This window comes from Bradyrhizobium elkanii WSM2783 (assembly GCF_000472865.1).
GTDB lineage: Bacteria > Pseudomonadota > Alphaproteobacteria > Rhizobiales > Xanthobacteraceae > Bradyrhizobium > Bradyrhizobium elkanii_A.
Genome location: NZ_AXAP01000001.1, coordinates 417,610 through 440,248, shown reverse-complemented (window position 1 = coordinate 440,248; position 22,639 = coordinate 417,610). Strand labels below are relative to the sequence as shown.

General features: G+C 60.8%; 19 protein-coding genes. 12 read left to right on the top strand and 7 right to left on the bottom strand.

Annotation, left to right across the window (positions count from 1 at the left end):
* Positions 1–7 precede the first annotated feature (7 nt).
* The 3 genes from YY7_RS0102015 to mdlC all read left to right on the top strand — a co-directional run bounded on the left by YY7_RS0102015 (position 8) and on the right by mdlC (position 3,790).
* A complete protein-coding gene (locus tag YY7_RS0102015) occupies positions 8–1,138 on the top strand; it encodes a CaiB/BaiF CoA transferase family protein (protein WP_028161768.1) in 1,131 nt (376 codons plus the stop codon).
* Complete coding sequence (locus tag YY7_RS0102010; RefSeq protein WP_028161767.1) at positions 1,135–1,989, top strand: FAS1-like dehydratase domain-containing protein; 855 nt, start codon at positions 1,135–1,137, stop codon at positions 1,987–1,989. Before YY7_RS0102015 ends, YY7_RS0102010 begins: the two co-directional genes overlap by 4 nt.
* Positions 1,990–2,161: 172 nt before the next feature.
* Positions 2,162–3,790 carry a benzoylformate decarboxylase gene (mdlC, locus tag YY7_RS0102005; protein WP_028161766.1) on the top strand — a complete coding sequence of 543 codons (1,629 nt, stop codon included), beginning with the start codon at positions 2,162–2,164 and terminating at the stop codon, positions 3,788–3,790.
* Between the two features lie 125 nt (positions 3,791–3,915).
* On the opposite strand, the gene YY7_RS0102000 is transcribed toward mdlC, so the two are convergent.
* The 3 genes from YY7_RS0102000 to YY7_RS0101985 form a co-directional block, all read right to left on the bottom strand.
* Entirely contained in the window at positions 3,916–4,866 is a 951-nt protein-coding gene (locus YY7_RS0102000; RefSeq protein ID WP_028161765.1) for an oxygenase MpaB family protein, read from the bottom strand.
* 435 nt (positions 4,867–5,301) lie between these two features.
* Complete coding sequence (locus YY7_RS0101990; protein WP_035688942.1) at positions 5,302–6,171, bottom strand: hypothetical protein; 870 nt, start codon at positions 6,169–6,171, stop codon at positions 5,302–5,304.
* A 62-nt stretch (positions 6,172–6,233) separates the two neighbouring features.
* Entirely contained in the window at positions 6,234–7,283 is a 1,050-nt protein-coding gene (locus YY7_RS0101985; RefSeq protein WP_028161763.1) for an AraC family transcriptional regulator, read from the bottom strand.
* Positions 7,284–7,502: 219 nt separating this feature from the next.
* Here YY7_RS0101985 and YY7_RS64310 point away from each other — a divergent pair, with 219 nt between their 5' ends.
* From YY7_RS64310 to YY7_RS0101975, 3 genes are all read left to right on the top strand, one after another.
* The gene (locus tag YY7_RS64310; protein ID WP_080663530.1) at positions 7,503–7,889 is read left to right on the top strand and encodes a helix-turn-helix domain-containing protein; all 387 of its coding nucleotides are present in this window, start codon (positions 7,503–7,505) and stop codon (positions 7,887–7,889) included.
* A gap of 130 nt (positions 7,890–8,019) precedes the next feature.
* Entirely contained in the window at positions 8,020–8,775 is a 756-nt protein-coding gene (locus tag YY7_RS0101980) for a hypothetical protein (RefSeq protein WP_245287154.1), read from the top strand.
* A gap of 128 nt (positions 8,776–8,903) precedes the next feature.
* Positions 8,904–10,334: a DUF1254 domain-containing protein gene (locus tag YY7_RS0101975; RefSeq protein WP_028161761.1), complete on the top strand. Its 1,431-nt coding sequence runs from the start codon at positions 8,904–8,906 to the stop codon at positions 10,332–10,334.
* Between the two features lie 166 nt (positions 10,335–10,500).
* Here the strand turns inward: YY7_RS0101975 and YY7_RS50350 are convergent, their stop codons facing one another.
* Together YY7_RS50350 and YY7_RS0101965 are read right to left on the bottom strand one after the other, a co-directional pair.
* Positions 10,501–11,091, bottom strand: a complete 591-nt coding sequence (locus YY7_RS50350) for a hypothetical protein (RefSeq protein WP_051396437.1) — start codon at positions 11,089–11,091, stop codon at positions 10,501–10,503.
* A 141-nt stretch (positions 11,092–11,232) separates the two neighbouring features.
* The gene (locus YY7_RS0101965) at positions 11,233–12,075 is read right to left on the bottom strand and encodes a MurR/RpiR family transcriptional regulator (RefSeq protein ID WP_245287153.1); all 843 of its coding nucleotides are present in this window, start codon (positions 12,073–12,075) and stop codon (positions 11,233–11,235) included.
* A 364-nt stretch (positions 12,076–12,439) separates the two neighbouring features.
* Here YY7_RS0101965 and YY7_RS0101960 point away from each other — a divergent pair, with 364 nt between their 5' ends.
* From YY7_RS0101960 to YY7_RS0101935, 6 genes are all read left to right on the top strand, one after another.
* Positions 12,440–14,791, top strand: a complete 2,352-nt coding sequence (locus YY7_RS0101960) for a phosphocholine-specific phospholipase C (protein ID WP_028161759.1) — start codon at positions 12,440–12,442, stop codon at positions 14,789–14,791.
* Positions 14,792–15,209: 418 nt separating this feature from the next.
* Positions 15,210–17,519 carry a TonB-dependent receptor gene (locus YY7_RS0101955; RefSeq protein ID WP_028161758.1) on the top strand — a complete coding sequence of 770 codons (2,310 nt, stop codon included), beginning with the start codon at positions 15,210–15,212 and terminating at the stop codon, positions 17,517–17,519.
* A gap of 10 nt (positions 17,520–17,529) precedes the next feature.
* Positions 17,530–18,258: a cobalt ABC transporter substrate-binding protein gene (locus YY7_RS0101950; protein ID WP_028161757.1), complete on the top strand. Its 729-nt coding sequence runs from the start codon at positions 17,530–17,532 to the stop codon at positions 18,256–18,258.
* Positions 18,255–18,536 (top strand): DUF3649 domain-containing protein, encoded by a 282-nt coding sequence (locus YY7_RS0101945; protein ID WP_028161756.1) that lies wholly within the window; start codon positions 18,255–18,257, stop codon positions 18,534–18,536. Before YY7_RS0101950 ends, YY7_RS0101945 begins: the two co-directional genes overlap by 4 nt.
* A gap of 65 nt (positions 18,537–18,601) precedes the next feature.
* Positions 18,602–20,179, top strand: a complete 1,578-nt coding sequence (locus YY7_RS0101940) for a PepSY-associated TM helix domain-containing protein (protein WP_051396453.1) — start codon at positions 18,602–18,604, stop codon at positions 20,177–20,179.
* A complete protein-coding gene (locus YY7_RS0101935) occupies positions 20,176–20,466 on the top strand; it encodes a DUF3325 domain-containing protein (protein ID WP_028161754.1) in 291 nt (96 codons plus the stop codon). The genes YY7_RS0101940 and YY7_RS0101935 overlap by 4 nt, the downstream gene beginning before the upstream one ends.
* On the opposite strand, the gene YY7_RS0101930 is transcribed toward YY7_RS0101935, so the two are convergent.
* Positions 20,463–21,635: an alpha/beta fold hydrolase gene (locus YY7_RS0101930; protein ID WP_028161753.1), complete on the bottom strand. Its 1,173-nt coding sequence runs from the start codon at positions 21,633–21,635 to the stop codon at positions 20,463–20,465. The genes YY7_RS0101935 and YY7_RS0101930 overlap by 4 nt on opposite strands.
* 313 nt (positions 21,636–21,948) lie before the next feature.
* Positions 21,949–22,584 carry a hypothetical protein gene (locus tag YY7_RS50345; RefSeq protein ID WP_051396436.1) on the bottom strand — a complete coding sequence of 212 codons (636 nt, stop codon included), beginning with the start codon at positions 22,582–22,584 and terminating at the stop codon, positions 21,949–21,951.
* Positions 22,585–22,639: the final 55 nt, after the last annotated feature.

Genomic DNA, 22,639 nt, shown 5'->3' with positions numbered 1-22,639 from the left:
GAGACGCATGCTGCCGCTCGAGGGACTGACCGTCATCGCCGTGGAGCAGGCGGTGGCTGCGCCGTTCTGCTCGTCGCGCCTGGCTGATGCCGGCGCGCATGTGATCAAGATCGAACGCCCCGAGGGCGATTTCGCCCGCGGCTATGACGCCGCCGCCAAGGGCCAGAGCAGCTATTTCGTCTGGCTCAACCGCGGCAAGGATTCGGTCGTGGTCGATCTGGCGACCAAGGAAGGCCGCAGCGCGCTGGAAGAGCTCATCGCGGGCGCCGACGTGCTGTTGCAGAATTTGAAGCCGGGCTCGATGGACAAGCTCGGCTTCTCGCTCGCGCGACTGCGCAAGGATTATCCGAAGCTGATCTGCTGCACTATCACGGGCTATGGCGACGAAGGGCCGTATGCCAATCGCAAGGCCTATGATCTCCTGATCCAGGCCGAGAGCGGACTCGCCTCGATCACCGGCGGGCCGGAGGGCGCCTCGCGCGTCGGTATGTCGATCGTGGACGTTGCGACCGGCGCGACCGCGCATGCGGCGATCCTCGAAGCGCTGATCGCGCGCGGGCGGACCGGCAAGGGAGCTGACATTCGCATCTCCATGTTCGACGTGATGGCGGATTGGCTGACGGTGCCGCTGCTCAATGCCGAGGACGGCAAGCCGCCGAAGCGCATGGGCCTCGCCCACCCCTCGATCGCGCCCTACGGCGTGTTCCGCTCCAGGGACGGCAAGGAGATCCTGATCTCGATCCAGAGCGAACGGGAATGGAAGAAGCTGTGCGCCGAAGTGCTGGGCCAGCCGGAGCTACCGAAGGATCCGCGCTTCGCTAACATGGTCGAGCGCGTGCGCAACCGCGCGCTGACCGACCAGACCGTCGGCGACGCCTTCGCGAAGCTGACGCGCGATGAGCTGCTGCAGAAATTGGCCGATGCCGACATCGCTTTCGCCGAGGTCAACACGATGGCCGATCTCGCCCACCATCCGCATCTGCGCCGGATCGAGGTCGACACGCCGAACGGCCGCGTCGCCTATCCGGCACCGGCTGCGATTGTCGTCGGCGAACCGCGCCACTACGGCGCGGTGCCGGCGATCGGCGAGCAGACCAGCGCCGCAAAGTCCTCTCCTGCCCGGGCCAAATCATCATGAGCGAACAACTCGACCTCGATCATCTCAGGCAATGGATCGGCCGCACCACTGAGGCCTCCGACACCGTCACCGCGCAGCTCGTGAAAGGTCTGCGCGCGACGCTGTTCCAGGAGATCGGCGAGCCCAAGATGGGCGATGCCGCGCCGTTCACGGTGCATTGGTGCCTGGCGCAGCCGGTGTTTCCGATGTCGCAGCTCGGTCCCGACGGCCACCCGACCCGCGGCGGCTTCCTGCCGCCGGTGCCGCTGCCGCGGCGGATGTGGGCCGGCGGCGAACTCGAATTCCTCGACACGCTGCGCGTCGGCGACGAGCCGAAGCGCGTCTCGCGCATCTCCGACGTGAGCTTGAAGAGCGGCTCGACCGGCACGCTGTGCTTCGTCTCCGTCCATCACGAGGTGACGACGCCGCGCGGGCTCGCGATCCGCGAGCGGCAGGATATCGTCTATCGCGAGATGACGAGCACGCCAGCGGCCACCTCAGCGAAGGCTCCGCCCCCGCCGCCGGTTGCAAAGCACCACGAGAGCCACATGGCCGATCCGGTGCTGCTGTTTCGCTATTCGGCGCTGACCTTCAATGGCCACCGCATCCATTACGATCGCGACTACGTCACCAAGGTGGAGGGCTATCCCGGCCTGATCTTCCACGGGCCGCTGCAGGCCGCGTTCATCATCGAGCTGGCGGCCAAGCTTCATGGCGGCCAGCCGCCGAAGAAGTTCGTCTATCGCGGCGTGCAGCCGCTGTTCGAGGGCAGCGAGTTCTCCGTCAATGCCAATGAGAATGGCGAAGGCCTGGAGCTGTGGACCGCGAATTCTGAGGGGCAGCCGACGATGAAGGGCACGGCGACGTGGTAGGCCTTGACTAGCGGTCGCTCCTAGGCCGTCATTGCGAGAGCGAAGCGACGAAGCAATCCATATCTCCGCAAGCGGCGAGATGGATTGCTTCGCGGAGCCTGTCATCGGGCGGCGCTACGCGCCGACCCGGTGGCTCGCAATGACGAAAAAATAAACTGGGGAGAATCGCCTGATGTCGTCCCGCAAGCCCGCCGCCGCCAACAGCAAAGCCGTCACGGTCAAGGACGCGACGTTCGGACTGCTCCGTGCCTTCGGCATCAAAAAGGTGTTCGGCAATCCCGGCTCGACCGAATTGCCGTTCCTGAGCGACTGGCCCGATGACATCGACTATGTGCTGGGACTGCAGGAATCCTCTGTCGTCGGGATGGCCGACGGCTATGCGCAGGCGACGCGCAACGCCGGCTTCGTCAATCTGCATTCGGCGGCCGGCGTCGGGCACGCGCTCGGCAATGTCTTCAATGCCTACCGCAACCAGACGCCGCTGGTGATCACCGCAGGCCAGCAGGCGCGCTCGATCCTGCCATTGCAGCCATTTCTTTATGCCGAACGCGCCACCGAATTCCCGCAGCCCTATGTGAAATGGGCGGTCGAGCCGGCGCGGCCTGAGGACGTGCCCGGCGCGATAGCACGCGCCTATTACATCGCGATGCAGCCGCCCTGCGGGCCGACCTTCGTCTCGGTGCCGGTCGACGACTGGAACCGGCCGACGCAGCCGGTCGAGGCGCGCGAGATCAGCCGCGAGATCGGGCCCGATCCGGCCGCGATGAAGGCGCTGGTCGCCGCGCTCGCCGACAGCAAGCACCCTGCCCTCGTGGTCGGTCCCGCCGTCGACCGCGCGCAGGCCGTCGATCTCATGATTGAGGTCGCGGAGAAGACCAAAGCCTTGGTGTGGGCGAGCCCGTTCTCGGCGCGCTGCTCATTCCCCGAGCGGCATCCGCAATTCGCCGGCTTCCTCCACGCTTCCCCGGGGCAGCTCTCGGAGGCGCTGCGCGGGCACGACTTGGTCGTCGTGATCGGCGCGCCGGTGTTCACCTTCCATGTCGAGGGCCACGCTTCGATCTTCGATGGCGCAACCGCGCTGTTCCAGATCACCGACGATCCAAATGCTGCGTCGTTCACGCCAGTCGGCAACAGCATCATCGGCACGATGAAGCCGTCGCTTGCGACACTGCTCGAACTGTTGCCCGAAACCAGGCGAGCCGTGCCCGCGGGCCGCGCGCTGTCGCCTGTGCCCGCACCCGGCGATCCGATTCCCGCCGAGTTCCTGATGCATTCGCTTGTCGCCGCGATGGGGCCGCATGACGTGCTGGTGGAAGAGGCCCCCTCGCACCGCCTGGCGATGCAGAAGTTCATGCCGATGCGCGGGCAGGACAGTTTCTACACCATGGCGAGCGGCGGCCTCGGCTACAGCCTTCCGGCCGCGGTCGGCATGGCGCTCGGCCGCACCGGTTGCCGCGTCGTCTGCCTGATCGGCGACGGCTCGGCGATGTATTCGATCCAGGCGCTGTGGACCGCCGCGCAGCGCAAGCTGCCGATGACGGTGGTGGTGATCAACAATTCAGGCTACGGCGCGATGCGCTCGTTCAGCCAGGTGATGCAGGTGCACAACGTGCCGGGGCTGGAATTGCCCGATATCGATTTCGTCAAGATCGCAGAAGGCATGGGCTGCCAGGCCGTACGCGTGACGAAGGCCGCCGAGCTTCCAAGCGCGCTGAAGCGTGGGCTTACACATGACGGCACGAGTCTTGTCGAGGTGGTCGTGGATTCCGCGGTGCCGCTGCTCTACACGCAGAAGGGATAGCAGCCCGTAACCCGGATGGAGCGAAGCGCAATCCGGGCTACGCTATCCCTCTCAGGAAGCCAGGAATCCTCCGTCTTACGCTGGAGATACAAGCGTTCATACACGGGACAGAGAGCACGGAAGCTTCAAATATTCCGGCGATCACCTAGCTGAGGCCGTCCGATCCAAACCCTGTTAAGGCAGCGGGTTGTCCAGTCGAGCCGGGGTCTTCCTTTTAGTCGCGCTTGAGCTTCGTGGTAAGGGCCGACGTAGCGAAGCCGGGTTGGTATTGCTGAGTATACGCGTCGGATGCGTGCGAGCGCACGTTCCGCGGCTTTCCTGTCCCGTTCGTCAAACGCAAATCCGAAGCCCATGCGAATGCAGTCAGGCAGCAGCTCGGCGCTCAGGGCTTGATACCATCGCGGTACGCGCAACCATGGACGACCGCCAGCGAAGATCTGTCCAGCCACGTCGCGGGCGGTGTCGGTAACCGACAATGTGTCCGATTGCATCATGGCCCGGTTGTAGGCGACAAACGATTGCCAATCCGCAGGCAAGTCAGTCGGCTTCAGCCCGAACAACGCCCCAAAGAGCCGGCTTTCGGCCCAATATCGCTCGCGCTCTTCAACCGAGAGCGAAGGCAAGATCATGTCGTGCACCATGAGAGCGGTCTCGACGAGGGTCGCGTGAACCCACAGCAACGCTGCGATCTCATTGGCGCGGTAGAGTGAGCCACGCTCGAAGGGACCGATCGCTTCGGGCAAGCGGCCGACGATCGTGGCATGGCGGCGGTGGAGATGCCGGGCAGCAGCAAGAGCCGTATCGAGCGAGCCGAACACCATCGTAAACATAACGTCAAAGGTTCGATGAAAACGACCGATCGGATCCGCAAAGGTCCGCGAGTGCTCCGCCACAGCGGCCGCGATCCAGGGATGCGCCAGTTGAAGGAGCAAGGCACGACCGGCGCCCAAAAAGATGACCGCTTCTCTATCGATCCTCCAGGTCATCGAGTCCGGACCAAAAATGCCCTCGGCAGATCCGGCAGCCCGAGCCCGGACGAAATCCAGAGCAGCCTCCAGTTCGCTTGCAGAGACCAATGCGCACCTTTCCGTGTGGACGATGACAGCTTATCCCAGCCGGCCGCAGATCGGACAACCGGCATTTCCGAGTTTGCCCTGCAAGCCGATAAGACGCATAGATGCCAAAATGGGCGCATACGACCCGGCCCAAAGCCGAACAACAGTTCCAGCCGTAATCACGTCGGCTGCCCGAGCCAGGCTCGGCTCCCACCGTTATCGCGATCCGAATTGATCCGGATCATGGATTGTTCCGTCCAACTCACAATGGTGATGGCAAAATCATCCTGTCATTGCGGGAGCGCTGAGAATTGCCGCAGGACGATCCGGCCCGCGCCTTGCGCTAACATGACCGGCAGCTGGTAGCGCTGGCACAGGAAGACCGCGCGGACATTGGCGTCGAAAGCAGACATAGGATATTTTTTGGTCCTTGTCGGCTCGCGCCAGCAGCGCCGGCTAATTACGGACTGCGTACAGGGGCGTCCTGACCGTCAGTTGATAGGCGGGCTTGGGCACCCACATGATTTCGGCGGTGATGCCAAACAGCCGATTGTCGTTATCGTCCATGCGATCGAGATCGAGCCGCATGATCGGTTGCGTGAACGGCTGAATGGGCGCAAGGGTTAGAAGCTGCGCCCCTTCGAAGGACTGCACGCCCACACGGCCAGTGAATTTCCAATTGTTGGACCATTGATAGTAGCCGCCGACATAGGCGATCGTGTTCGGGTTGATCTTCACGAGCGTCGTCCCGACGTCAGTGCGCGTGTCCTGGAAACCGGCGAGGAAGCCTTTGGTCTCATCGGAATCAAGTGCATAGTCGAATTCGAGAATGTTGTTGAAGGAAGTTGTGGCCAGCGGACCATTGGGGATCGATTGTGTGATCGTCGATTGCAGCGTCACGGTCGGAAAGGTCCCGCCGTTCTGCTGGTAGAGATCCGCCTGGAGGCCGACGTTCCAGCTTGTGACTTGAAAGGACGACCACCCGCTGCCTCCGAACTCCGTCGAACTGCCGGAGACGCCTCCGTATAGCGAGACGCTGTCGGTGACATCGACCGTCAACGGAAAATCCACGTTGAGCGATTTTGCTGCTGGCAGGCCGGTCGGAAACGCCGCGCGGTTCGGTGTTGCGAGCGTTCGCAACGCATCGAATAGAGTTGGATGTCCAAAGCCAAATGCGAGCGATCCTGCCGGCACCTGCGCGTAGCTTGTCCTCAGATCAAGATAGACCGCCGGTATCGATGCGCTGATAGCGCCGTCATCATCATTTGCGCCAAAGGCCGTCCCAGCGGCGAGGATCAATGTCGCGTGCAGTCCAGCTTTCGACATCAGCCGGAAAGCCGAAAATTCCACGCCGCTACATCGAGGAGCGTCCAAGGCGTAAATCTTCTCTAGAGACGATGATCGTCAAGTTGGGAGGCGCGAAGGTCGATCTCCGCCCGTCCGCTCCTCGACCTTTCCCGAAACTGTCGCGGGGTGAATCCGGAAATCCGTCGGAAAGCGCGAGCAAAGTGGGCAGGGTCTGCATATCCCGATGAGAATGCTACGTCGATGATCTTGTTCTCAGTATCGCTTAGAAGCTGCATCGCATTGTTGAAGCGGACCTGCTCAAGCAGGCCCGAGTATGTCAGCCCGGCCAGCGCGAGCTTCCTCTGCAGACTCCTGACGCTCAGTCCAACCATCTCGGCAGCCTGCACTATCGCCGGGCCTCCCTCGTCAAGATACGATGGTAAAGTCAACTTGAGAATGCCGACGACGTCGCCGCCGAAAGGCTGCCGCTCTGTCTCGGGCAAATGAGACCGGACAACAACTGTGCGATTGGGATAGCTCAAGAACTGCAGCGGCACTTCGATCCATGAGGCTTTCTGACCTGACATGAAGCGTGTATCCGGCCAATGCGATTGAACTTCTCTGCTCGGCATATAATCAGCTTCAAACGCGATCACTCTGGGAGTCCAGCACGCGCCCGCGAACTGACGGACGATGTGCAGGACGAATATGTTCTGAAGCCATTGGGACACCTCAAGATGGGAAATACCTTCCGTTCCAATGAGCTTGCTGCAAATTTTCACGCTTTCGTCGTACGGCTCCAGCCATAGACGCAGATTTGTATCTTCGACCGGCGCCCACTTGCACATCTGCTGAAGAGCAACCAACAGAGTTGGCGAATGCCGGATTCGAACTCGCATGGCATCGCTTAGATGATCGAATGAGAGCCTCTGGGCTGCGCGAAAGGCGATCTCCGACAGCCCCTGCTTTTCCTGGGCGGCCGCCGCAAAGCGAACGGCCGGCAGCAGCGGCACGTAATGATCCGCTTTTTCCTCCAAAGACGTAGGAAGCCGGAATTTGGCGAGAAGCGCCGCGGTGGGTCCGCCGATCTCTGAATGAATTTCAGCAAATGGCATTAGAAATTGGCAACGGGTCAATGGAATAACGGTCATCACTACCTGCCCAAGAAGTCTGCCGCGGTAGCAGACTAGCAGGCTTGCAACTGTCTTGCCTTATCGATTGTCAGGTCGTGCAGGCATGGCGAGCAACAAATAATTCCACTTGACGAACATTTTGGCGGCTGGTGGCCAGATTGGTCCTGAGAATGCGTGTAGCCTCAAAGCATCGGTTCTCTTCAGAGGGACCGTGGGCTTCACGCCTCACACAAACCGATGAGAGCTGTCCGTTTGCCTTCATCTCGGGCGGTCCGCGCGGCCATTATCGCGTCGCTGCGACACGGTGACGCAACTCTCGATGGCACAGCTCGCGCCTGCAAAATCAGCACGCGCACCTTGCAGCGCCATCTCGGTCGCATGGGCACAAGCCACAGCGCAATGCTTGCGGAAGTTCGCTTGAGGATCGCGTGCCGCTTGCTCGTGGACTCAAGCGTGCGCCTGTCCGATATCGCAAGATTCCTCGGCTATACGAATGCAAGCAGCTTCAGCCGCAGTTTCGTGCGTTTGATGAAAGTTCAACCCGTTGTCTACAGACAGCAGCAACTTGCGCGTAAGCAGGAGCGGCACGCCAATCGCAGAAGAATTTGTCCGATTGACTGCTGAACTGATCCGGCCGATTGGCGCGAAATGGCAAGACTTGCGATCTGAATTGGCGCGAAATGCTTAGCGAAGCTGCTTGCCAAATTGGAAGCTGCTTGCCAGTTGCCCGGCTGCTGCGGAGCCACTTTCTAGAATGCGCAGAACAAGATGCGCCAGACGATTTTTGAAAGCCATAGGAGCCGGCCGAAAGGAAAATAGTCCTCTTTCCAGGGAGAAAATTGCCGTGACACTTCGTGCTGCTCTAATCGCATTTTGCGTCGGCGGATTGCTGATCTGCCCCCAAGGACTTTCTGCTCAAACGGCCGCCGAACGTAAGCCGCATATTCCGCTTGAGAAATCCATCGGCCAGGCAAAGCCGGAAGTCGTGCCATCCCTCTTCGTCCTCAATTCGCGCGGTGCGAGCTTGAAGGACGGCAAGCTTGTGCTGACGGGAATTTCGCCAAATGCCATCGTGTTTGCCGATCGACCCGTTCGGGCCGCCGGTCACGATCTCACGACGCGAATTGTTGAGGATTGGGGCAACGGCAGCGACAACTTCGCCAAAGATCCTCCAAACGCTACGGTGTCCGGTTTCAAGAAAGACGGATCGTCGGTGATCGACGCCGTCGTCGTACTAAAATCGCCCAAGCTTGAGGACGACAAGCTGACTTTCGATGTCGACATTCTCGAAGGCGATCTTGTGGGAGCTGATGGACCGGCATCGGTTTTTATCGACATCATCGGCCGCCCCTTCACTCCGCTGTCCTTTGCGGGGGTCGCCCGCCGAACGGCCTGGCGCGGGGCCTTCTACCGAGGTGCGGCCTTTGCGGGAGCGGCCGCAGTAGCCGGAGCGGCCTATCCGTACTACGCGCCCCGGTGCGGATATTATCCTTATCCGCCTTGCTATTGAGCTGCGCTGACTGGCGGCATCGTAGCTGCCGCCAGCAATTCATCCTGACCGCCTCGCCCCACAGGGCATGAGCGTCACATCTGAAAACACTAGCCGTCATTTGTATTCGTTCCAAGAAGGAGATAGCGATGAATATCACCCGCCGATCCCTTGCGTTTGGTGGAATGGGGCTGCTGGCAGGCGCAGCCGGAACACGATCAGTCCTTGCCCAGGATTCTTTCCTGGGAGTGGGTCAGGGCCTGGAGGATTTCTGGCTCGCGAGCGACGCCTACATTTTCGGCTATCCGTTGGTGACGATCGAGATGACTCGCCGGGTCATGACCAATGTTGCTGAACCGGTCGGAACACGGGGACCGATGGGTCATCTTATCAAGCTGCGCCAATATCCAGACGCTTCGTTCAGGGATGTCACCGCGCCGAATGCGGACACTCTCTACACAACCTCCTTCGTCGACGTCGGGAAAGAACCGTGGGTCCTCAGCATCCCGGACATGAAGGGGCGCTATTTCCTGATGCCAATGCTGGACGGCTGGACGACGGTGTTTCAAGTCCCAGGGAAGCGCACCACCGGCACCGGGGCGCAGACTTATGCGATCACCGGACCCGGGTGGAAGGGCACGCTGCCGGCCGGCGTAAAGGAGTACAAATCACCGACCAACATCGTATGGCTGCTTGGCCGCATCTATTGCACCGGCACGCCGGAGGATTACGCCGCCGTCCACAAGCTGCAGGATGAGTGCAAGCTCGTACCGCTCAGTGCTTACGGCAAGCCGTACACGCCACCTGCGGGAAAGGTCGATCCGTCGGTCGACATGAAAACCGCGGTCCGCGAGCAGGTCAATCGCATGGACGCGGTGTCGTATTTCAAGCTGCTGTGCGAGCTTATGAAGACCAATCCGCCAAGCGAAGCAGACGCGCCTCAGCTGGCCAAATTTGCTCGGATCGGCATCGTTCCCGGGCAGGATTTTGATGAGAGCAAGCTCAATGCGGACTTCCTGAAGCGCTTACCGGAGGTATCGTTCGACAGGATCATGCTTCAGTTCAAGATCAACAAAGCCATCAGGGATGAGAATGGCTTTGCCTTTACAACAAAGACCGGCATCTACGGGACCGACTATCTGATGCGGGCCCTGGTGACCGCGATCGGGCTCGGCGCCAATCGTCCGCAGGACGCAGTCTACCCGACCTCACAAAAGGATGCGGATGGCCGTAAGTACAATGGCGCAAACAAATACGTCATGCGGTTTCCCAAAGGCCACCTGCCTCCCGCGGAGGGATTCTGGTCGCTCACGATGTACGATAGCAGCTACTTCTTCGTGAAGAATCCGATCAACCGCTACTCGATCAGCGCCCGTGAAGATCTGAAGGAAAACGCGGACGGCTCGGTCGATCTCTACATTCAGAAGGACTCCCCGGGCCAAGACAAGGAGTCAAACTGGCTGCCCGCTCCCGAGGGAGATTTCATACTCATGCTGCGCATGTACTGGCCGCAGGAAACGGACCCCTCCATCATCAACGGCACATGGACGGTTCCTGCCGCCAGGAAGGTCAAGGCTTGAGAACTTCAACTCAGGCCGGCCCCAAGCGGGCTGGCATGAGTTGAAATGTTCCGGCTTTGCGCTGTACCGCCAAGAAATATCACGCGGGCAGCACAGATCCGCCACTGCGATCATACGGAATCAGCCGCCGTGCCGCTGCTCTCAGGCACGGCGGAGTTCACCCGCGTCACCGCGTGCTGCCCGTCGTAAGCTCTTGCGAGACCACCGGGATCATCAGGTGCTCGTTGGGTTTTCCGGGGAACATCACATAAGGCTGCGTCGGGTCTTTGACATCCAGATCGCGCGGATACGGACTGAGCATCTCGTGCGCTGCGCCGCCGACGATCATCACATGCGGCCCGGTCTGGACCCAATGCTGGTGCGTGTGCCGTTCGGAGGAATCATGATTGCTCGTGCCGGTGTCACCGGCCAGCATGAAGATGAAGCCAATCTTGTTCGGCGGGGTCTGTTTGGCCTGGAGAGCTTTGCGCCATTCCATGGCGTTCTGGTCATCGCATTCGGGTGTTCCGTCATTGCCGATAAAGCACGTGAAACCGTTCGATCCGGTTTGGACGGTCTTGGAAGACCCATCTGGCTGCGGCATGGTGATCGTCGCGTTGTTCACGACCGACGCTGGCGCGGCGGTCTTTGTCTTGGCGATGTACTCCGGTTCGGTTTTCGGGATCTCCTCGTTTGGAAAAGCCGACGCCGAGGTGATGGTGAGGGCTGCCGAAGCTACGCAGAACCCAACTGACGCGAGAGCATAGAGGCTTTTCATGACTTACCTCCTGTGGTGGGCAACCAGCATCAATTGTACATCAAAGCCAAGTGGGGGCATCCTCCGAAAGGCATCTCGGGCGGAGATTTTCGGCTCGGGTCGGAGCCATCCTGTTGCGGCTCTCCGCCGCAAGCTGTGCGGTCAAAAGCGCTTCTCGGAAAGAATACGCGCGGCGTGTTGAAGCCTGTCAACGGAGCGCTCGGTGTCGGTCAGGGCGCAACAGCTCACCAAGGTGTCGATAATGGCGAGCTGAGCCACGCGGCTGCTCATGGCCTCGGGCCGATACCGGGTTTCATTGGCGACGGTATAGAGCAGAACGTCGCAATGGGCCGCCAGAGGCGACTTGCCGAGCCGGGTGATGCCGATTGTCCGAGCGCCGGCTTCCCGCGCCAATCGGGTCGCGAGCACCGTCTCGACCGTGCTGCCTGAGTGAGACACCGTAACGGTCGTGACCGCCGGGCCGGTCATGCCCGCGCTGACGGCCTGGACATGAGAATCGACGACTGCGCTCGCCGCGAGCCCCAGTTGCAGCAGGCGATAGGAGAGGTCCTGCGCAATCGGCGCCGAACTTCCTATGCCATAGATCTCGATCCGCTGCGCTTCCCTCAACAAGCTCGCCGCCTTCGCCAGCGATTCCATTGAGAGCAGGCGGCGCGTCTCGTGGAGCGAAGCGGCGTGAGCAGCAAAGATGTGATCCGTGACGGTCGCCGGATCATCGCCTCGATGCAGATCCTCCTGAATCAGACGAACCGGCTCGATCAGATCGCGCGCCAGAAGAATCTTGAGCTCCTGGAACCCGCGAACGCCCACCCGGCCGCAAAAGGAAACGATCGTGCCTTCGCTCACGCCACATGTCTCGGCAACTTCGGTGATCGACATGTGAATGAAGGACTCCGGCTGCGCGATAATCAGCTCGGCGATTTGCTTAGCTTTTGGAGGGAGATCAGATTGCAATTCACGAACGCGGGATAGAATGCCGCTCACGGACGGCCCTGCATTGAAGTTCGAGCGTGTCACCCGCGTCCTCGCGAACAACGTGGGAATTCATTTGGTGGATCGCGGAAGGTTACCGCGATTCCCCTTGCGCAGAGCTTCAATTCTCGTCGGCCGCCGGGATGAGCCGGCGACGAGGATGGCCCATGGGTCATTCCGGCCCGTTCTCCCCTCTCTCGGTGCTCAATCATTCTACACTGAGAAAAGCTCACAAAAAATTCCAGCGGAAATAAATTATTCACAGCGACGTCAAGTCGCACTGCTATTGCCGACCGGCTTGCCCGCGCAGTGAGCCAAGCCTGCGCTGCAGGCCGTCGTTCGTTTCTTCAACTGTTCAACCAAAGGTAGATAATAAATGACAACACGTCGCGACTTTCTGGCGGGCGCCACGGCGGCGGCTGCCTTTACCAGCATCAACCGGGCGCTGGCCATTCCGGCGCGGCGCCGGACCGGCACGATCATGGACGTCAAGCACATCGTGATCCTGATGCAGGAGAACCGCTCGTTCGACCACTATTTCGGTACGCTGCGCGGCGTGCGCGGCTTCGGCGACCGCTTCCCTATTCCGCTCGAAAGCGGCAAGCCGGTGTGGTTTCAGTCCGACGGCACCCGTGAGATCCCGCCCTATCACCGCGACTCCGCGACCAGCAACGCGCTGGTCGGATACGGCACGCCGCATTCGTTTGGCGACAGTCAGGCAGCGTGGAACCAGGGCAAGATGGGCTTCTGGGCCAAGTACAAGACCCCGTACGCGATGGGCTATTTCGGCCGCGACGACATTCCCTTCCAGTTCGCGCTGGCCGAGGCCTTCACACTGTGCGACGCCTACCACGCCTCCATCACCACCGGCACCGATCCCAACCGGATCGTGTTCTGGTCGGGCTCCAACTTCAATCCCGCGCTGCGCGCGCAGGGCATCAACTGCACGACGAACGATTCCGAGCCCAACAACAACCGCTGCTGGCCCAACCCTTCCAAATGGGTGGACGGCCTGCCTCAGCCCCAGCCGAACTATCGCTATGTCGGCAGCGACTTTAACTGGCCCACCCTCCCCGACCTGCTGCAGCGCGCCGGCGTCAGCTGGCACGTCTACCAGGACATGAACGACAACTGGACCGGCGCGATGCACGGCTGCCTGGCGTTCGCCAGCTTCCGCCACGCCCAGCCGGGCGATCCCAATTATGTGCACGGCCTGACCGGTGGCCCGCATTATCTCGACAGGCTGAAGGCCGATGTGATGAGCGGCAACCTTCCGCAGGTATCGTGGATCCTGCCGACGCAAGCCAACTCCGAACATCCCGGCGGCGGCAGCCCGACCCGCGCCGGCAATTTCACCGACCAGGTGCTGGAAGCACTGACCGCCAACCCCGAGGTCTGGAGCCAGACCGTCTTCTTCCTGACCTTCGACGAGAACGACGGCTTCTTCGATCACCTGCCGGCACCGGCCGTGCCGTCCTATGACAACGACGGCAACCTGATGGGCAAGGCCACGATGCCGCTCGCGGGTGAATACTTTTCCAACACGGTCGGCAACGTGCTGAGCAGCGACGACAAGATCAGCGGCAACATCCGTCCCTGGGGTCTCAGTGCGCGCGTGCCGATGTACGTGGTGTCGCCGTGGAGCAAGGGCGGCTGGGTCAATTCGCAGGTCTTCGACCACACGTCGGTGGGCCGCTTCCTCGAGAAGCGCTTCGGCATCAAGGTGGACTCGATCAGCCCCTGGCACCGCGCCATTTCGGGCGACCTCACCACCGCCTTCGACTTCGCGAGCCCCAACGATGCCCGCTTCCCGGAGCTGCCCGACCAGAGCAACTGGCAAGCATCGGATGCGCACCAGAAGACATTGCCGGCCCCCACCGCGCCGACGACGCCGCAGCCGCTGTTTCAGGAAACCGGCGTGCGCTTCTCGCGCGCGCTACCCTACATTCTGCACGCCAGCGCGCAGGTTGATGCCGGCAAGAGCAAGGTGAGGCTGCTGTTCGCCAATACCGGCTTTGCAGGCGCCGTGTTCCACGTCTACGACAAGATGCACCTGGATCGCATTCCACGGCGCTACACGGTCGAGGCGGGCCAGATGCTGGACGACGAATGGGCGGTTGGCGACGACGGCCTTTATGATCTGTGGGTGCTCGCCCCCAACGGCTTCCACCGCCACTTCAAAGGCGACATCTCTACGATGCGGCACAAGAATGAGCCGAACCCGGAAATCTTCGTCGGCTACAACGTCCACGACGGCGGTCTGCACCTGCAGTTTCGCAACGACGGCAACGGCCACCTTCGCTTCACGGTGAAGTCCAACAAGATTTATGGACCGCTGCTCGCCGTGAGTGCCTCGGTCGCCGCCGCGATGCAGCCGGAGCCTCCGGGCTTCGGTCCGCGTCCGAGCGTCCGTCCCGTGGGCTTCGGCCCGGTGCCTGGTTTCCGGCAGGCTCCCGACTTCTGCGCCCCGGGCTTCGGATTCAATCCACCGGTCTTCTTCCCGGGACCCGACTTCGGCGGCGGTCCGCGCACGTCGTGGGATGTCAAAGTGTCCGCTTCCGGCCACCCCGGTGAACTGTACTGGAATCTGCGCACCACCGGCCTGTGGTATGACTTCGTCATCACCAGCGACTCGGGCAGCGGCTTCTATCGGCGCGTCGCCGGCCATGTGGAAACCGGCCGCGGTTCGGTGAGCGATCCTGGCATGGGCGTTGCCGACCGGTTCTAAAGAGGCGGCGCAATCACTCCAGCGATTTGGAGGCGCCTTCGGGCGCCTCTTCAATTTCCGACTCGGCCTAAGGCGTGGCCTCGGAATCATAAAGAAGCTCTGAGCTGGCTGACGGCAGAGTTCGACGTGTGGCGTCGCGATGGTGCGCGAGCGAGCTTCGCAAAGCGGACTATCAAGCGGCGTCACGTGTTGGCTAGCACAACCTCCACTCCATCACGCGTCAAAGCGTCGCAATGCCGGACGATGAGTTGTCAGAGTTCGCTTATTAGAGAGATTTCAGTGTTGGCTTACTAGAGTGGTTAGAAATCGGACTCACAAACTCTTACGCGCATGCATCAATAGATTCTAAATCGCCTTCGTTGCCTTCGCACCTTCGATTTCCTAGTCGGACATCGACTAGGCGAACTGGGGGCGATTGTTGAGCAACTTCGAGAATTATAAGAACCGTTTGTATGTTGGCGTGGCGACGGGCGTTGTTACGTTATGCCTGAGCGGTGTGAGCTCTTCTCAGAGCAGGGCGCAGAGCGCGCAGCCGCACGTGTTGCCTCCGGTGCACGTCGATGCGCCCCAACAAAGAGCGCGAGCGACGCGCACTGTTCGGACTCGCGGTTCAGCTCAGCACTCTGCTCGCGTCGCATCCCGGCAGCGAACCGAACAGCCTCCTGCGCCGACTGCGCCTGTTACCACGATTGGATCGACTCGGACGATCGGAGCGCCGGCGCCAGCCTATGCTGGCGGCCAGTTGGCACAGGGTGGAACGCTCGGCCTGCTCGGAAGCACGAACGTCATGAATGTGCCGTTCAGCACCGTCAACTATACGTCGCAACTGATCGAGAATCAGCAGGCGCGGACGGCCGCGGATACGCTGATCAACGACTCTTCGGTGCGACTCACCACAGGCAGCAACGGATTCGACGACACGTTCCAGATCCGCGGCTTCAGCGTTCCTTCAGGTGACGTTGGCTTCAACGGTCTCTACGGGCTGGTGTCCTCCAGTCGCGTGCCGGCGGAGATCATCGAGCGAATCGAATTGCTCAAGGGGCCCGGTGCGCTCATCAACGGCATAGCTCCTGGCGGCAGCGTCGGCGGCGGCGTCAACATCGTCAGCAAACGCGCGCTTGAGATACCTTTCACACGTTTGACGCCGGTCTTCATGAGCGCCGGCAACTACGGTCTCCATCTGGAGACCAGCCAACGCTTTGGTGAAAACAAGGAATGGGGCGTCCGGTTCAACGGGGTGGGGCGCAATGGCGAGGCCTCGATCGACGGCGGAAACTGGCGGACCGGTCTCGGTGCGTTGTCACTCGACTATCGCGGGGAGCGCCTGCGCTGGACGCTCGATGCCATTTCGCAGAACGACGACACCAAGAACTTCCGTCCGCAGATGACCATTCAGGGTAATGTGCCCTTCATTCCTGCCCCGCCCGACGCGCGCAGCAACTGGTACCCGGACACGATGCTCCGTCAGCGCGACAACACCATCGCCTCGGGCCTCGAATATGATCTGGCCGAATCGCTGACGGCCTATGCGGGCATCGGCTATCGTGAGGGCGAGAACTACCAGACGTTCCCTGATTCCCGTGTCACGGGATTCCCTAGCGGCATAGACGCTCTCGGTAATTTCAGGCTCATCAACGCGTACTATGACTCCTACAGCAAGACGACGAGCGGCAACGCAGGCATACGGTCACGTTTCCAAGTAGGGCCGGTCGGTCATGCGATCAATCTCGCTTTCACCGGTTATTATCAGGAGAACGGCAACGCTTACGTTGCCAATACGCCGGCTCAGTCGGTCCCATCGAATATCTACAACCCATCCCCCCTTCCTGTGGTCACTGGCGCGCGCACGCCGGCGCGGTTAGCCAACGAGATAACGCTCAGGAGCGTTGCGATCGCCGACACAATGTCACTCCTGAATGATGCGGTGCTGGTGACCGTCGGTACTCGTCACCAGAGAGTGGAACAGGACGCTTTCAGCACCACTACCGGTCTCCCGACAAGCAACTACGGAGCAGAAGCGCTGACGCCGCTTGCCGGCGTGGTAGTCAAGCCCTGGCATAATGTTTCGCTCTACGCGAACTACGCTGAAGGACTGAGCCAAGGCACCATCGTCGGTCCCGGCTACAGCAACACCGGTACTGCGCTTGCGCCATTCAAATCGAAGCAGCAGGAAGCTGGTATCAAGATGGACTGGGGCACCATCACGACGACTGCGGCGGTGTTCCAGATTACACGACCCAGCCAGATCCGGACCGCATCCAACGCACTGGCCTATGACGGCGAACAGCGCAACCGCGGTGTGGAGCTGTCCGCTTATGGCCTGTTGCTGCCCGGCCTGCGCGGTATGGCCAGCGCAACCTTCCTGCGTCCCGAGCTGACCAACCCGACCAATCCATTGGAGCGCGGCAACGATGCCCAGGGTGTGCCGGACAAGACGTTCTCGGCCAGCCTCGACTGGGATACGCCGTGGGTCGAGGGCCTCGCTCTCAATGGGCGCGTGATCTATACGTCGGGCGCCTATCTCACCAGCGCCAATCTCCTGCGATTCCCCGATTGGACTCGTGTCGACATCGGCGCGCGTTATGCGACTTCGATCGACGGCCGACCTGTCACGATCCGCGCCAACATCGAAAACGTGACCGGCGAGAACTACTGGCTTACGACCGGTACATTCGTAACGGTTGCGTCGCCTCGGACTTACATCGTATCTGCTTCATTCGATTTCTAAGGTGTTTGTCATGACAAAGCCCTTCATCGCAGTAGTCGCCCTGCTTGGCGTGATAACGCCCGTGCAGGCGCACCAGATCTGGATCGAGCAGTCCGATGGGCAGAATGCCGTCGTTCGCTTTGGCGAGTTCGGCGAGAACCTTCGTGAAACCTCACCGGGGTTGCTCGACAAGTTCGCTAAGGTGACCGGTACGCTCATCTCCACCAAGGGCGAGCAAAAGTCCGATGCCACGAAGACCGCAAACGGCTTCACGCTGCCATTTTCCACGGCCCCCGGCGACGGCATTGTCGCGGAAGATGCGAGCTACCCGCTCTATGTTTGGAAGCAGCAAGACAAAGAGGTCACGAACTGGTTCTATCCTGCCGCACGCTTGATCACCAGCTTTGCCGCGCAGCAGCCCAAGCTCGTACTGGACCTCGTGCCTACAGGTCAGGAAGGCCAGTTCAAGCTCTTCTTCAAAAATCAGCCTAAAGCCAAGACCAAGGTGACGCTGGTAACGGAATCTGGCTGGTCCAAGGAAGGTCACACCGACGAGCAGGGCCTCGTGAAGTTCGATATGCCTTGGAAAGGCACTTACGTCGCTGAAGTCAGCTTCAACGACCGCAGCGCAGGCGAACGCGCGGGGACGAATGGCGCTGAGAAGTACGATGCCGTGAGCTATGCCACCACCGTGACCTTTGTGAATGCCAACGGCTTGACACCAATTCCTGCAGGCCCGCCGGCAACTCCGGGCAAATGAACGCCCTGATACATCGCTTTCGCTCCACGGGCCCGCTCATCTCGCGCATCGTCGCCGCCCTGTTCGGCGGCTATGCGCTGGCCGCGCTCAACAGCGTCGCCGTGCTCGCTTTGCCCATGAGCAAGCCCCAGGCCGTGCTCACCGGCATGCTGGCTAGCTTTGCCATCTACGCCGGTGCCGTGATCTGGGTCTTTGCCGTGCGCAGCGCGCTGAAGGCTTGGGCCGGCCTGATCGTCGTGGCGGTGCCGCTGTCGCTGGCGGCGTGGTCTGTTTCCTGACGAAGGGCCGAGGCGTGAAGACGGACAACGATGTGCAAGTTGCCGGCCGCGGCATCCGGCAAAGTATGTCCAGCCTGCATACGTGGGCTGGCCTTCTGCTCGGCTGGATTCTCTATGCCATGTTCCTCACAGGGACAATGTCCTATTTCAAGGACGAGCTGTCGCAATGGATGCGACCGGAGCTGCCGCCTCTAGCCCAGATTCCCGATCAGGCGGTGGTGGCGCAGCGAATTGCTGATGAACTCGGCAACATCGCGCCCGGAACCTCGCAGTGGAGCATGCGCCTGCCGGACGCGCGCAATAACAGTGTCTACGCCTTCTGGCGTACACCCACAGGCAATCCGGGCGGCCGTGCCTTCGACGAAGCCAATTTCGATCCCGCCACCGGCCAGAAAGTCACCTCACGCGGCACGCTGGGCGGTGAGTTCTTCTACCGTTTCCACTTCCAATTCCACTACATGCCTGTGGTGTGGGGCAGATGGCTTGCGGGTGCGGCCGCAATGTTCATGCTCGTGGCCATTGTGAGTGGCGTCATCACCCATAAGAAGATTTTCGTCGATTTCTTCACCTTCCGCTGGAGCAAAGGACAGCGCTCTTGGCTGGACGCTCACAACGCCTTTTCGGTGTTCGGGCTGCCGTTCCATTTCATGATCACCTACACCGGATTGGTGACCTTGATGGCGCTGTACATGCCGTGGGGCGAGCGCGTGGCGTTCAAGAGCCCGGCGGAGCATCAGCAACTCAACGCCGAACTCAGTGCCTTCATCCAGCCCGGCAAACCCAGCGGGCAGAAAGTGCCGCTGGCATCGGTCGAGGACATGGTTCGGCAGGCCCAAGAACGCTGGGGCCGGGATAATGTGGGGCGCGTCAATGCGGTTCATCCCGGAGATGCGGCGGCGCGTGTGGCTGTGACGCGGGGAGAAGCCGGCCGCGTTTCCATGAGTCCGCAATATCTGGAGTTCGAAGGCGCCACTGGCAAACTGGTGGCAGTGCGCGAGCATGTGGGGGCTGCGGCCGAAACACGAGGCGTCCTTTATGCGCTCCATTTGGGACGCTTCAGCGACACCGTCACGCGGTGGCTGTATTTTCTCGTGAGCTTCATGGGTACGGCCATGGTGGGCACGGGCCTCGTGATGTGGACCGTGAAGCGGCGACAGAAGCTGCCTGACCCGGATCGCCCCTATTTTGGCTTCCGTCTTGTGGAGCGGCTGAACATCGCGTGCATCGCCGGTTTGTCGATCGCAATGACTGCATTCCTTTGGGCCAACCGCCTGCTACCACACCCGTTGGAAGGTCGCGCCAACTGGGAGATTGACCTGTTCTTCGGCGTCTGGGCCCTGACACTGCTGCATGCCTTGGTGCGTCCCGCCAAGTCAGCCTGGGTCGAGCAATTATGGGCGGCATCGGCGCTGCTGTTTCTCCTGCCGCTCCTCAACGCGGTGACGACGCAGCGTCCGCTGTGGCACAGCCTCACCGAAGGCGACTGGGTCTTTGCCGGTGTGGATCTCATGTGCTGGGCGCTCGCTGCGCTCCATGCCGTCCTGGCGATACGCACGGCTCGGCAGGCGACCGGATCCCACTTCAGGCGCAAGACAAGCCGCGAGGCTCTGGCCGCCGTTGCATCCGGCAAGGCGGCAGGATGAGTCATCTCCCTTCCTTTGCGCTGTGCCTTACAGGGTTCACCGCGCTGGCGTTCGCCACGAATCGCCAGCAGCGCGATATCTTTGGCAGGCTCCTGCGGCCAAGCATGACATATATCCATCGCATTGCCGGCGCGTGCGCCCTGGTTTTTGCGCTCGGCATTCTCGTCGCTCGGCATGGCTGGAGCCTCGGCCTCGTGATGTTCAGCGGTCACGCCACTATAGCTGCCGGTATCGTGTTTTGTGGGCTGATCGGACGTGCGAGGATGTTTGGCCGCAAATTGCTCTAGTTGCTCGCCCGAGAAGGCGTATCGCCAAGCCACTGCATGAACTCGGCGACATGCTGGGCCCATAGGTCGGGCCGTGTCATGGTGAAGTGACCGGGCGATGACGGGGTTCCCGCTTGAACTGCGTAACGGCCGCGTTCGAGCTTCGGAACCGACTTTTCGAGAACTTGCAGTTTGTCAGGATTGAACTCGTCGTCGGAAAAATTGAGTGCGAAGAGCTTCGTCTTGATCTTGGAAAGCTCAGGCTCAGGATCGTAGCTGAATGATGATTTGAGCGAATAAAGAATATCGTTTGCGTCGACATGCTCCGCTGTGAGACGGTTGGCGCTCAGGAATTTATCGACCGCGGGGCCGTCAGGCACTTCGTGCTGAAGAGCGGGAGCGCTGTCGATCATCAGGCGCAGAATGTTGTACCCCATGATCCAACCGCGCGGGGTCTCCGTATAGTCCCCGTTTTTCCATTCTGGATCGGCACGGATCGCATCGATCACCATGCGCCTCCAGAGGAGGTTGCGGCCCGAAACTGAGATCGGCAGCGAGACCACCGGCATCACGCCGTCCATCATGTCAGGATAGGCCTCGGCCCATTGCCAGGCATTCATTCCACCCATGGACATGCCGAGAATGGCGTGAAGATGTTTGATGCCCAGTGTTTCCGTCACCACCTTATGCTGGAGGTCGACGATGTCGCTGTAATCGTAGTTCGGGAACTTCGTTTTCAACCCGTCGCTCGGCTTGCTGGATTGGCCATGACCGACACTGTCCGGAAAGATCAGATAGTAACGCTGCGCGTCCAGCGCGCGACCAGGATCGAAGAGTGCCTTCGTGTAGGTCGGGCTCAGCAGCGCGCGGCTGTCTGCCCCGGTCCAATGCAGAACAAGGACCGCATTGTCGATCTCGCCCTTGGCGTTGCGGTGCGGTGTGCCCAGAGTCGAATAATGAATCTTGAGGCGCGCCAGCGTCTCCCCGTCACGGAACTTATAGTTGTCAAACCAGGCGTCGGCTTGCACGGCAGCGGGATTCACACGCTGGTCCCAAGGTGACGCCGGCTCGCCGGCAGCCGCGGCAGATCGCGAACTGGATTGAGCGAATCCCACACCTGAGAGCATCGTTCCAGAAAGCAGGATACCGAGCAGCAGGCTGGCTGCCGCGCGAGCACGTTGAGACCTCATGATGAATTCCCTGTAGTTGGCGATGATTGGACTGCCTTGTGCAGTATCGTGTGCACCGCGCGTGCTATCGCAGCGGCGAAGACGTTCTGTTCGGGATCTTCGAAGCTTCGATATGCCTCTCAAGGTCCGTTATCCGACGCGCAACGTTGCTGCATGGGTCAAAGTTCAGTGCTTCATCAAACCGCAGAATGCCTTGCCATAGCCATCTAAAGAAGCTCGTCTTAGCAGTCGGATCCTGCGCTGCCGGAGCCTTCACATTTGAGTTGGTCATCTCTTTTCCTTTCACGACTTCGTGGATTCCGGAGCACACGTTTCATGCCTGGACAGCGGCGCGCTTCACTTCGCTCCCTGGGCCACGACGCAACGGGCCACGACGCAGCAGGTCAAACGCCATGATGTGGCTCGCACCCGAAATGCCGACGCCGTAGAGCGGGATCAGCGCCATGGGCAGCGTCTGGATGCCAGACATGCGGGGGTCGTTGAGGAGGAAGAAGGTCAGCCCCGTACCGACCGCCACGACAAAATCAGCAAAGCCGAAGATGTGGAAGGCCAAGTACCGGTTGCGACTCTCGGGCAGAAGTAAAACGCCGAGGGCCAAGAACCCCGCGATGAGGTCGCCCCACCCCGCGTTTCGAACAAAGGCTTCCGGGAGGAGGTTGTGCGCCCCATACCAGAAGAAAACCAACGCGGCCGCGATGCGCCAGATATGAAATGCCGTTATCGATCGTAGACCGATGGCTTCGATGTATGCACGGAAGCCATCGGACATTGCGTAGATAATAATAGGCACCACAATCCCCAACGCGATGATGGCAGCCAGAAACAGCGGGGGAATGGCACGATAGAATCCTGCCTCCGCGGCAAAGGCGACCGCCAATCCCCAGATGGCCAGCACAACCAGCAAGACGCGCGTCCCGCGGCGTTTGCGGAGCTCGAGTTCTCGATCCATGACCTATCTCCTTTTATGTGTAGTTACACGTACTTGAGCACAAAAATGCGTGACG

Coding starts and splice junctions, on each gene's coding strand:
- mdlC (WP_028161766.1), top strand. CDS start 2,162: ATGTCGTCCCGCAAGCCCGCCGCCGCCAACAGCAAAGCCGTCACGGTC.
- YY7_RS0102015 (WP_028161768.1), top strand. CDS start 8: ATGCTGCCGCTCGAGGGACTGACCGTCATCGCCGTGGAGCAGGCGGTG.
- YY7_RS0101935 (WP_028161754.1), top strand. CDS start 20,176: ATGAGTCATCTCCCTTCCTTTGCGCTGTGCCTTACAGGGTTCACCGCG.
- YY7_RS0101980 (WP_245287154.1), top strand. CDS start 8,020: ATGCGCAGAACAAGATGCGCCAGACGATTTTTGAAAGCCATAGGAGCC.
- YY7_RS0101990 (WP_035688942.1), bottom strand. CDS start 6,171: ATGTCGAAAGCTGGACTGCACGCGACATTGATCCTCGCCGCTGGGACG.
- YY7_RS0102010 (WP_028161767.1), top strand. CDS start 1,135: ATGAGCGAACAACTCGACCTCGATCATCTCAGGCAATGGATCGGCCGC.
- YY7_RS0101930 (WP_028161753.1), bottom strand. CDS start 21,635: ATGAGGTCTCAACGTGCTCGCGCGGCAGCCAGCCTGCTGCTCGGTATC.
- YY7_RS64310 (WP_080663530.1), top strand. CDS start 7,503: ATGAGAGCTGTCCGTTTGCCTTCATCTCGGGCGGTCCGCGCGGCCATT.
- YY7_RS0101945 (WP_028161756.1), top strand. CDS start 18,255: ATGAACGCCCTGATACATCGCTTTCGCTCCACGGGCCCGCTCATCTCG.
- YY7_RS0101985 (WP_028161763.1), bottom strand. CDS start 7,283: ATGACCGTTATTCCATTGACCCGTTGCCAATTTCTAATGCCATTTGCT.
- YY7_RS50345 (WP_051396436.1), bottom strand. CDS start 22,584: ATGGATCGAGAACTCGAGCTCCGCAAACGCCGCGGGACGCGCGTCTTG.
- YY7_RS50350 (WP_051396437.1), bottom strand. CDS start 11,091: ATGAAAAGCCTCTATGCTCTCGCGTCAGTTGGGTTCTGCGTAGCTTCG.
- YY7_RS0101950 (WP_028161757.1), top strand. CDS start 17,530: ATGACAAAGCCCTTCATCGCAGTAGTCGCCCTGCTTGGCGTGATAACG.
- YY7_RS0101940 (WP_051396453.1), top strand. CDS start 18,602: ATGTCCAGCCTGCATACGTGGGCTGGCCTTCTGCTCGGCTGGATTCTC.
- YY7_RS0101975 (WP_028161761.1), top strand. CDS start 8,904: ATGAATATCACCCGCCGATCCCTTGCGTTTGGTGGAATGGGGCTGCTG.
- YY7_RS0101960 (WP_028161759.1), top strand. CDS start 12,440: ATGACAACACGTCGCGACTTTCTGGCGGGCGCCACGGCGGCGGCTGCC.